Genomic DNA, 10749 nt, shown 5'->3' with positions numbered 1-10749 from the left:
CAGGAGAGACAGGAGAGACGCGATGAATCGCGTCTGTACAAGAGTTAAAAATAATAATTTATGCATCTATACGAAAATATATGACAAATGGATAATCTAAAATCCAAAATCCAAAATCCAAAATCGGATTGTGGATTATTTGTAGGTTTAGTAACCTTAGATTTGATTTACCTTGCTGATGCCCCTAAGAATAATCAGAAGATTGTCGCTACTGACTATACTGTGGCAGCAGGGGGCCCAGCTACAAACGCGGCTGTAACTTTCAGCCATTTAGGAAATCAGGCTACAGTCTTGAGTGTAGTGGGTTCTCACCCAATGACGCAGCTAATTCGGGGTGATTTGGCAAATTACAAAGTTGCGATCGCAGACCTTGAGCCTACCACTGATTTAGCACCGCCTGTCTCCTCAATCATTGTTACCCAAGCCACGGGTGAACGAGCTGTAGTTTCCATCAATGCTGTCAAAACTCAAGCCAACAGCGCATCTATCCCGCCAGATATTTTGCAAAATGTCAATATAGTACTGATTGATGGACATCAAATGGCGGTTAGTTATTCCATAGCTCAAATGGCTAAACTCAAGAATATCCGAATAGTAATTGATGGTGGGAGTTGGAAGCCTGGATTTGAACAAATTCTGCCGTTTGTAAATTACGCCATCTGTTCGGCTAATTTTTATCCCCCCAACTGCCAGACTGGAGAAGACGTTTTTACCTATCTGGGCAGATTTGACATTCCTCACATCGCCATTACCCACGGACAAAAACCAATTGAATACTTGAGTTGCACTAAAACTGGTATTGTAGATGTGCCACCGATTCAAGCAATTGATACATTAGGGGCTGGAGATATTTTCCACGGTGCTTTTTGTCATTACATTTTAAGAGAAAGCTTTACCGATGCACTGGCACTGGCAGCTAATATTGCAGGTGATTCCTGTAAATTTTTTGGCACTCGGCGCTGGATGGATTTAAAATAATTCGTAATTCGTAATTCGTAATTCGTAATTCGTAATTCGTAATTCGTTAAACTAAGTATCGCTGTACCTCTCGAATTACGTTATACATATTTTTAATTCAGGTCAAATTAATGAAAGACTTACAAGAAATATTAGCGATCGCTCGTGAGATAGGTTGGGGTGCAGCAGATATACTGCGATCGTATTATCACGGGACTGCAAAAGATCCTAATTTAGAAGTACAATATAAACAAAATGAACCTGTTACCGTTGCCGATGTAGCTGCGAGTCAATACATTTTGCAGAGGCTACAAGCAACTTTGGGTAATGAAAATTTTGCTTATATCAGCGAAGAAACCTATCAATCTCCAACTGGTGTAGCACAGCCTTCCGCCCCTTGGGTATGGATAATTGACCCTTTAGATGGCACACGAGACTTTATCGAAAAAACTGGAGACTATGCAGTTCACATTGCTTTAGTCAAGGAAACACGCCCAGTGTTGGCAGTGGTGGTGGTACCAGAGGCTCAAAAGTTATATTACGCTATTAAAGGCGGGGGTACATTTGTAGAAACTCGTGATGGTTCTGTTCCTTTACAAGTGTCGTCACACAAACGAATTGAGGATTTAACCTTAATCGTTAGTCGCTCTCACCGCAACCAACGCTTAGATTACTTATTACAAAACTTACCTTGTCAAAATCATAAATCTGTGGGCAGTGTAGGTTGCAAAATCGCCACCATTGTCGAGCAACAGGCAGATATCTACATTTCCCTTTCCGGCAAGTCTGCGCCCAAAGATTGGGATATGGCAGCACCAGAACTGATTTTAACAGAAGCCGGTGGTAAATTTACCCACTTTGACGGCACTCCGTTGCAGTATAACATCGGTGATATTAATCAATGGGGAGGTTTGCTGGCTAGTAACGGCGAATATCACGAGGTACTGTGTAAGGAAGCAGAAAGGATTTTAGAGCAGTTCGAGCATAGCTAAATGGGGCATTTGAAAATAAATATTTTTTAATTTGCTTTTAAGACAGTTAGTCATGATATGATTAGCCTGAATACCAATAATAATCTTTACCCCTTAGTCCACAGCTTAATTTTGAAAACACTAAATAGCAGGGCGATCGCTAGTTGATTCCGATTTCCTGTTAAAAGTGTAACTTTTATAGTAGAAGCAACAAAAGCCAGTCAATTGAGAAGTCTACAAACCTATCCTAAAGGTTTCATTTGTGAATAAAATTCACAATAAGACGATATTCAAAGGCTGAAATTTGTGATAGACTCATGGATATAAAGATTATTTTCGGTTGAGTAACTCGTTTTGATTTCTAAAAAGTGTCTCTCCGAATTTAACTATCTACACTCCCTGAATTCGGAGATTTCTATGTCAATTTACGTCGGAAACCTGTCGTATCAGGTTACAGAAGAGGACCTAAAGCAGGCTTTTGCAGAATACGGAACAGTAAGTCGTGTTCAACTACCCACAGATCGGGAAACAGGCCGGCCGCGTGGGTTCGCTTTTGTGGAAATGGAATCAGACACACAAGAACAAGCTGCCATTGATGCACTTGATGGTGCTGAGTGGATGGGACGTGATTTGAAAGTGAACAAAGCTAAACCTCGTGAGGAAAGAAGCAACTCCTCTCGTGGTAACTGGGGTGGCGCTAATCCCCGTCGCACTAATAATCGCTACTAAGTCGATTCCTAAAAATTTCACTCACATTTAAAGTATCCAGCAGACAAAGCCAAAGGCTCCATGCTGCTGGAATATTTCATATTTAACTGGGAAGTTTCTAAAGCAAGAATTTTTCAAGATACAGCAGAATTCAGAATTCAGGAGTAAAACACGCTTTATACCTGGGTAACAGACTTAGTACAGCATTTCATTAATTCGTAGCAAATTAAATTTTGCAATCCTCTGCAATGGCAATGCGTCGGCTGACAATGCCAATGTGTCGCCTAACAATGCCAATGTGTTGCCTTACAATGGCATTGTGTCGGCTAACAATGCTAATGCGTCGCCTTACAATGCCAATGCGTTCCTCTGCATTAAAAACGCTACGCTTTTACGCAAAACTGTACTTAGCTTTTGTACCTCACCAACTTGAAATCTGCTGTATAAGATAAAGCGTCACTTCGAGACGCCGATAGAAAAAGAGAAGTCTAAAGCAATTGCTACAAGAAATTCTTTAACCCAACGGTATTGGAAGCGCTATAGTTTGTTGAGTTCCATTTGCGGAACTTGCAGCAATATAAATGTATCTTCCTGTATAAGCTGATGCGCGTCTAGATTAGACATTGCAATCGTTAAGACTGTCCTTTGTCAATTGGTCATCTGTCCTTTGAAATACAAATGACTAATGACAACCCTCACGAGTAAATATACAACTTAAATGCGTCACAGCTTATCCATAAAGTATTGTAGATATCGTTAGTCTGCAATCCTTGGCTCTGGATTTTCAAGAAAATGTTACGACTTTATCATTTATTATTAGGTTCTATTTTGCTGGTGTTAATACCTCTGGGAGCAAAATTTGTTCTCCCCCAATTTTCTGCACCCAAAGTGGTAAAATCCCCTGCTGTTGCGAAACTTCCTAACGCTAATGAGGAAAATATCTGGCAGAAAATCCTGGGAAATGCTGCTGTTTCAACGAACTGGCAAGTTGCTGCTTGTAATGGAAATGCGTCTTTATTGTGTGTTTCATCCAAAGAGGAACTTTTGGGTACAGTTGAGATTAACGTTTACCCATTAGCAAACAACGAGGATTTCCAAAAGAAACTCATAGCAGCCGGGATTCCAACTGGTTCCCAAGTGGACTACCAAAGTTCCAAATACCAAACCCAGATATTAACAGCACTCAAGGCTTGGGTTGAAGATCACTACGCTGCTTTTGCCAAAGACCGTCAGGATGAATATGGAAAAGAGATTACTTTCTTAGCCTACCCACCCCAACCAGTACCCATTGGTAAGCTTCAGGGAATCCGCTATGGGTTCGCCGGACTCAAGCAAAAAGGTGGAGTAGAAGAGCAACATATCGGCCATGTTGCCTTTGATGGCAATAAACTTTACGTAATTACCACTGCCTTTGACCCAGGTTCGCAAACAGGTAAGTTTGATAAATTGGAAAACTTAGCTATTTTTCAACCTTACTTATATGCGATCGCAGCAGATTTACGTTTACCCTAATTGGCATAGGGCATGGGGGATTGTCCCCAGCCCCCATCAACCTAAATCTCCGCCACCGCCCGTTCAATCAAGCGACGTGCTAGAGTTTGTGTGCCGGTGTGTTCATAATAATTCGTTGCTACATCCAGGAACGCTGCGAGGTAGTCTAACTTGTCATCCGCAATATCGACAAAATTTTGTAAGTTGCCAACTACCTTTTGTGGCGTTAAATTATTCGCGTTGACAATACCACTCATCCAACCTTTAACTGAGTCAAAGCTTTCGCCGATAAAGTTGAGTTTACTGCCAGCATTGTTCCCTGGAATCACATCTTTGATGTTTTGGAAAGTCGAGTTTTTTTCTAATTCCTGTGGATTTGTTTGATTAAGCCCAGATATCGCTTTGCTGATGAAGTCTGGGCCTAAGGGTATCAAACCATCAACGCAAACTAATGCCACCATGCGGATGAGCGACTCACCACTATACTCACCTAAAGAGGCGACAAAATCGCCAATACTGTCTCCAGGGATGCCGTTAATTTGACAGAAGGCTACTAACTCAGCGACTAATTTCAATGTCAAATCGATGGTTTGGGCTTTATCAGGTTTGGGAGTGACAGAGTTTAAAAACCCCAACAAAGGAATTTTCTCGCCAACTTTGTTAGCTAAAGCTGCTGCACCAAGCGCTTTATCTGTACCATCAACGGTTTGATATAACCACAAGGCTGTTTGATATCCTTGGGATTTGTCGTTGAATAGATAAATTGCTCGTTCACCAATTTGCTGAATTAAATCTTCGTCGTCTTCGCCAGTAACGGTCTTAATGGTGTTGACAAAACCGACAGTATTTTGCCACTCTCCAGGAGCAACAAAATCAAGGGACTTTAACATAGAAATGGTCAAGCCGCTAGTTGGTAATTGATCCACCAACTCAAAAATCGATTTGCTCACAAAAATCTCCTTATTTAGGTTTTGTTATCTGAATATTCGTAGTGCAAATCATTTCAGTTTAGCCAGACCATTAAGATTAAACTTCTCTAGCCAATCTGCGCGATCGCTAGCTGTAAATGAGGGATTGCTAGAAATTGCTTTTACTTGGTATTTACCTACTAAAATTGCAGTTTGCGTCTTACCAACTTCTACTGCGGGATAACCACCAATTTTTTTGGTACTCTTCGAGAACTTTGCTGCTGCACTAGGTGTACTGGTGGTATCAGAAATAGACAGCAACGCGACTTCTTTACCGCCTTTTTTCAGCTTTAAATTGGCAAAACCTTTTTTCTCTTGGGTATAGACGCCCTGGTAGCCATCGCTAGCTTTTGGGAAAAGTTTATTAAATTCGCTACCCTGAGTTGCGGTCTTAGCCACCGCTTGACCGCGTTTTTGTTGAGTGCTTTCCTTTTGCACTTGGTCAAAACGTCCAGGTATCTTGGGATTACAGGCTGTTGTCAGTAATACCACTGACAGCAACAAAGCAGCTACTACTCTATGCCCACGTTGTAAAATCATTCTTGGCTTCTCCTTATATTTTAACTTTGAGGCAATTATCTGCGCTGCTAGCAATTATTACCCGTAAAATTTACTTTTTGATAATTATTGCCTAAGTTCTAAACTATCGCGGTCTAGTTTTGATGCCAATACAGTTCAGTTAAGCATTTATTTCTTCTCTCAGTGCCGCGCCAGTTGCTTCTCCCAAGGGGAGACGCTGCGCGAACAAGTCGGGGAACCGCAAGGGCGCACTGGCAACTCTATTGCCTCTGTGGTAGCCTGCGGCAAGCCGATGCAGCGTCTACGTTATAAAAACTTGACTTTGCTAAAAGGTTTTAGCCTTAACCCAAGCGTATTGGTTTTGATGCAACACCCATCATTTTGCACTTCAAAAAAACGTACTAATTAATCCAATGCAAAAACGCCCCCCCTTTCGGGAGAGCGTCTTTTACTTATAGATAATAGCGAATAGCGTATCTCAGATTATGATTAACCGTTGATAGCAGGAGCGCTCAGAGCCACAGGAGCAACATCACCAGCAGCCAAATCTAAGGGGAAGTTGTGAGCATTGCGCTCGTGCATTACTTCCATACCCAGGTTAGCCCGGTTGATTACATCAGCCCAAGTGCTGATCACGCGACCGCTTGAATCAATGATTGATTGGTTGAAGTTGAAACCGTTCAAGTTGAACGCCATTGTGCTTACACCCAAGGAGGTGAACCAGATTCCGATTACAGGCCATGCTGCTAAGAAGAAGTGCAGTGAACGGCTGTTGTTGAAAGAAGCGTATTGGAAGATTAGACGACCGAAGTAGCCGTGGGCTGCAACGATGTTGTAGGTTTCTTCTTCTTGACCGAATTTGTAACCGTAGTTAAGCGATTCGGTTTCGGTGGTTTCACGAACTAGTGAACTTGTTACCAGACTTCCGTGCATTGCAGAGAACAAACTTCCCCCGAATACACCTGCTACACCTAATTGGTGGAAGGGGTGCATGAGGATATTGTGTTCTGCTTGGAACACAATCATGAAGTTGAAGGTTCCGCTTATTCCCAAAGGCATACCATCGCTAAATGAACCTTGTCCGATGGGGTATACCAAGAATACTGCGGTTGCTGCTGCTACTGGAGCAGAATATGCGATCGCAATCCAAGGACGCATACCTAAGCGGTAAGATAGTTCCCATTCACGACCCAGGTAGCAGAATACGCCAATCAGGAAGTGGAATATTACCAATTGGTAAGGGCCACCGTTGTACAACCACTCATCAAGAGATGCTGCTTCCCAAATTGGGTAGAAGTGCAAGCCGATAGCGTTGGAGGAAGGTACTACTGCACCGGAGATGATGTTGTTTCCGTAGATTAAGGAACCTGCAACTGGTTCACGGATTCCATCGATGTCTACTGGAGGTGCGGCGATGAAGGCGATTACGAAGCAAGCGGTGGCGGCTAGCAGGGTGGGAATCATTACGGAGCCGAACCAACCGATGTAAATACGGTTGTTGGTGCTGGTGATCCACTCGCAGAATCGATCCCATACGTTGGCGCTTTCGCGACGTTGTAAGGTTGCTGTCATTGTTTTATAAATGCGGTTATTTGTGAATGAATTAGGTAGGTTTGACTACCTGTTACACATCTTAAAGAATTTATTGCGTTTTGTAAAGTAATTTGAGAAAAAATTTTCTCTTGGGATTTACGCACCCAAAGTGGAAAATCCCAACTCAGGGACTTCCAAAAAATAAATTATGCCATTATCAATAATGATAATCATTTTAAGGGGGTGGTGAAGGGGTTGCCGACGGCAGCCCCTTCACCACCCCCTTTTCTCTCCCCTCAAAATGATTATCATTCTTTAAAAATCCGGTCTCTTGTTTTTTTTTGGAATGATTTATTATTTGGAAGTCCCTAGCGTACTGTTTTCCCGGATTGGCACGGTGATGCCCACATCCCTATGGAAAAAAACTTCCTTGAACAGCCTATCTTTGATAAGTTGTTCAAGGAATCGCAACTAATTGATTAGGTTTTTAGATCATTTTTCAGGCAAGATTCAAAGGACTACCAGAGGCGATCGCCTGCTGCTGGAGATCAAGGACTGAAGGAACAGATAATCCTGTTTCAACACCAGAAGTCATCAACCCAGCGAGGTTGCTACGACTTGCGGCTCCATTTAGTAGTGATATTCCTAAGCTTTCTAAATCAACAAATGAGTTGCGGGTGATGGAACTAGTTTCTACCCACTTGAGGCTGGCAAGTAAATCTCCGGTAGAGGCAATACTGATACGAGTGGAGAACTCATTGCCCTGCTGGTTTTTGGTGATGGACAGTTGATCGAAGCTCAAACCACCAATAAGACCAAGGTGATCGTAGCTTTGGAATTGGTCAATGGTGGTAGAACCAGCACCGGAGACAAGAACAAATAAATCACGACCGCTACCACTATAAACTAAGTTATCGCCAGTGCCTGCTGCAATTAAGTTGTTACCTTCTGTAGCATAAATGACATCATCTCTCGCACCTGTAAATATCCAGTCGCTGCCGGAACCTGCATAGACGATATCGTTACCAGAACCTGTGCCAATCAGATTGTTACCTTCTACGGCGTAGATTTGGTTTTTACCATTGCCTGCGTCAATAATGTCACGACCGGAGCCTGCATAGATGACATCATTTCCAGAACCTGCGGTAACTACGTTATTATCTTCGCCTGTATAGAAGGTGTTGTTACCTTCTAAGTCTGTGAGGGTATCGTCACCAAGACCAGCATCGAGGGAATCATCTCCTAAACCACCTTCAAGGATATCGTTGCCATTGCCGCCCAAGAGTCGGTCGTTGCCAGGAGTGCCGGTGAGGGTATCGTTGCCATTGCCGCCATTTTCGATTTTCCCGACTGCGACGGTCACCGCTGCGGTGGATGTTGCACCGTTTCCATCGGAGAGGGTATATTTAAAGCTGTCAATAAACCCGATACTGGGATCTGATTGGGTAGCTGGGGTATAAACGAGGAAATCGTCGGTGGTGTCGCCGGATGTACCGTTGTCATTCAGAGTAACCATTCCATTACTGCCCTGAGTGAAGCTCTTGATGGCTAAGGCATCACCATCTGAGTCACTGTCATTGATTAACACAGGTAGGTTCACTGCCGTGTTTTGTTGGGTGGTTGCTGTATCATCTTGGGCGATCGGGGTTTTATTGATCGGTGTTGTATTGATCGGTGTCTTAATGGCTGCGATCAGCGCATCGACCACCTCAGAAGCATTAGCCGCGTTAAAAGTCTTGCCGCCGGTTGCAGCGGCGAGGCTTTCAAAATCGGCGGTCGTGGTCGGGTCGTTGCCAATCAGAACAGTGAAGATTTCGACCGGAATTGTAACTGGAGCGCCGTCGGTATCCATTGCCGTCACAGCGAACCGCGTCACGGCGAGGCCGCTTGCGACGCTACTAGTTTCGATATCGCCTGCGATCGACATTGACATGAGGCTGTTGCTGGAGAAAGAAGTTCCAACATTGGATGCAAGCTCAAGTACCTGTGCGCGAAGATCAGTGTCGTTGGGCGGCGCGTCGCCGAACAGGATGATCCGCCGAGCGACCGCTTCTTCTCGCCACTCTCCGGCACCACCAGAGAGCGCGCGGATCAGTCCGGCATTTACCGCCTCGGGAAAGTCGCCACCACCGCCGACCGAGATGCTGTTGATCGCGTTGAGAGCTGCGGTCTTTCGATCATCGATCTTTGGCTGATCGGTGAAGGAAAGGAAAGTATTTGTTGCAGGATCGTTGTATCCGACCACAGCGATTCGAGAATTAAGAAAGCCACGCTCGCTATCGAAGATCGCATCGATGATGTTACTGGCGCTGGCTTTGATCGCGTCGATGTCATCGAACATGCTGCCAGTTGTGTCTATGACGAAGGCGATGTCCTGCCCTGGCGCAAGGTTGATCGATTTGTCCGAAAATTTCGCAATGTCAACACCCTTGAGCGTATCAGAATCATCTCGACCTGCGACTTTATCCGAGATCCGAATTGAGTCATCTGATAAAAATTCAATATCATACTCGGACAGTGCGCCTCCGTAAACGGCAGTATCCGTTCCTTGAAAGAGTCCGAACAGAAAAGAACCGCCTTCTATAGTGTCATTGCCAGCACCACCGACGAAAATATCGTCGCCAAGACCGCCATCAAGGTTATCGTTACCCTCGCCGCTAAGTATTCGATCGTCTCGATCTGAGCCTTTGACGGTATCATTTCCATTACCAGCAATCAAGACAATTCCGTTGCCTCTAAAAGGAGCAAGTAGTGGAGCTTGATTGAGGCCAAGTGGTGAAGGATTGCTGCTAAAGTCAATATTTGAGGCGATAAGATTATCGGCATCTGGAGATCCATAAATAATGGGTTTATTCCCATCTAGAAATTTCGTTACACCATCGTCAAATAATCCATCTACGAAATCATCCTGACCCAACGCAATTTTAGCTATTGCTTCTGGATTAGAAAGAAACGAATCAAAGTTTCTATTGAGGTCGTCAGTATAATCTTGTGAGGTGTAGGTAGTTCTAGGAATTAAATTGGGATCGCTGAAATTAATATTAACTTTTCGACCGATCCCCCAAGGATCTACATACGGTTTGGCAACTAAGTTAGCTATTCCCGTCAAGCCATCATCCGATTCTAAATCGAAATTTTATTTAACATTTAGCCGAGGAAAAACGGCAAAATTTTCTATTCTTTGACTACCATCAGCTTCAACAATAAATACTGCATCTTCAGAAATTGAAAACTCCATCGAGTTGTATACCCAAACTCGATCAAAATAATCATCAATATCATCCTCCCAGTTGTACTGTTGCATCTCCCAACTAAATTTATCCAATCCAGTAATTACTCCTAGTTCTGCTTTGGTATATCTACCAGGAGGAACTGTTGGCGATGTTAAAAAGGGAGCAAAAAATCTTTGTACTAGAGTAAACTGACTTCCAACAGCAAATCTGCCAGCACCCGTTGCCATAAACTCTACTACACCTACTTCAACCGTTGTAGTAGTATCTTTAGGGCGAATCAAACTCTCATCTGCAAGATTTGTTGGAGTGGTTAATTGTCCGTATAAATATTGATTTGTGATGTTGTTTCTATTTAGTTGAACCATAATT

General features: G+C 43.4%; 9 protein-coding genes. 4 read left to right on the top strand and 5 right to left on the bottom strand.

What is annotated here, in order from left to right; all coding sequences use genetic code 11:
- Positions 1–87 precede the first annotated feature (87 nt).
- The 4 genes from LC653_RS14725 (at position 88) to LC653_RS14710 (ending at position 4148) form a co-directional block, all read left to right on the top strand.
- Positions 88–978 carry a sugar kinase gene (locus LC653_RS14725; protein WP_229495175.1) on the top strand — a complete coding sequence of 297 codons (891 nt, stop codon included), beginning with the start codon at positions 88–90 and terminating at the stop codon, positions 976–978.
- A gap of 110 nt (positions 979–1088) precedes the next feature.
- Entirely contained in the window at positions 1089–1949 is an 861-nt protein-coding gene (locus tag LC653_RS14720; RefSeq protein ID WP_229495174.1) for a 3'(2'),5'-bisphosphate nucleotidase CysQ family protein, read from the top strand.
- 396 nt (positions 1950–2345) lie between these two features.
- Positions 2346–2657 carry an RNA-binding regulator gene (gene rbp / locus LC653_RS14715; RefSeq protein ID WP_229490766.1) on the top strand — a complete coding sequence of 104 codons (312 nt, stop codon included), beginning with the start codon at positions 2346–2348 and terminating at the stop codon, positions 2655–2657.
- Positions 2658–3428: 771 nt separating this feature from the next.
- Positions 3429–4148 carry a hypothetical protein gene (locus LC653_RS14710; RefSeq protein ID WP_229495173.1) on the top strand — a complete coding sequence of 240 codons (720 nt, stop codon included), beginning with the start codon at positions 3429–3431 and terminating at the stop codon, positions 4146–4148.
- 41 nt (positions 4149–4189) lie between these two features.
- On the opposite strand, the gene LC653_RS14705 is transcribed toward LC653_RS14710, so the two are convergent.
- From LC653_RS14705 to LC653_RS14685, 5 genes are all read right to left on the bottom strand, one after another.
- Complete coding sequence (locus LC653_RS14705) at positions 4190–5077, bottom strand: hypothetical protein (protein WP_229495172.1); 888 nt, start codon at positions 5075–5077, stop codon at positions 4190–4192.
- A gap of 48 nt (positions 5078–5125) precedes the next feature.
- Entirely contained in the window at positions 5126–5635 is a 510-nt protein-coding gene (locus LC653_RS14700) for a hypothetical protein (protein WP_229495171.1), read from the bottom strand.
- A 468-nt stretch (positions 5636–6103) separates the two neighbouring features.
- Positions 6104–7186 carry a photosystem II q(b) protein gene (gene psbA, locus LC653_RS14695; RefSeq protein WP_229495170.1) on the bottom strand — a complete coding sequence of 361 codons (1083 nt, stop codon included), beginning with the start codon at positions 7184–7186 and terminating at the stop codon, positions 6104–6106.
- Between the two features lie 460 nt (positions 7187–7646).
- Complete coding sequence (locus LC653_RS14690; protein WP_229495169.1) at positions 7647–10256, bottom strand: Ig-like domain-containing protein; 2610 nt, start codon at positions 10254–10256, stop codon at positions 7647–7649.
- A gap of 27 nt (positions 10257–10283) precedes the next feature.
- Complete coding sequence (locus LC653_RS14685; RefSeq protein ID WP_229495168.1) at positions 10284–10745, bottom strand: hypothetical protein; 462 nt, start codon at positions 10743–10745, stop codon at positions 10284–10286.
- Between the last annotated feature and the right edge of the window lie 4 nt (positions 10746–10749).

The sequence above is a fragment of the Nostoc mirabile CHAB5784 genome, from assembly GCF_020829645.1.
GTDB classification, from domain to species: Bacteria; Cyanobacteriota; Cyanobacteriia; order Cyanobacteriales; family Nostocaceae; genus Nostoc; species Nostoc mirabile.
The sequence above is the reverse complement of the archived record's forward strand: the minus strand, read 5'-3'. Positions and strand labels throughout refer to the sequence as shown.

Bases quoted from the DNA above. Each gene is read 5' to 3' on its own strand.
- rbp (WP_229490766.1), top strand. From the start codon at position 2,346: ATGTCAATTTACGTCGGAAACCTGTCGTATCAGGTTACAGAAGAGGAC.
- LC653_RS14700 (WP_229495171.1), bottom strand. From the start codon at position 5,635: ATGATTTTACAACGTGGGCATAGAGTAGTAGCTGCTTTGTTGCTGTCA.
- LC653_RS14725 (WP_229495175.1), top strand. From the start codon at position 88: ATGGATAATCTAAAATCCAAAATCCAAAATCCAAAATCGGATTGTGGA.
- LC653_RS14710 (WP_229495173.1), top strand. From the start codon at position 3,429: ATGTTACGACTTTATCATTTATTATTAGGTTCTATTTTGCTGGTGTTA.
- LC653_RS14720 (WP_229495174.1), top strand. From the start codon at position 1,089: ATGAAAGACTTACAAGAAATATTAGCGATCGCTCGTGAGATAGGTTGG.
- LC653_RS14685 (WP_229495168.1), bottom strand. From the start codon at position 10,745: ATGGTTCAACTAAATAGAAACAACATCACAAATCAATATTTATACGGA.
- psbA (WP_229495170.1), bottom strand. From the start codon at position 7,186: ATGACAGCAACCTTACAACGTCGCGAAAGCGCCAACGTATGGGATCGA.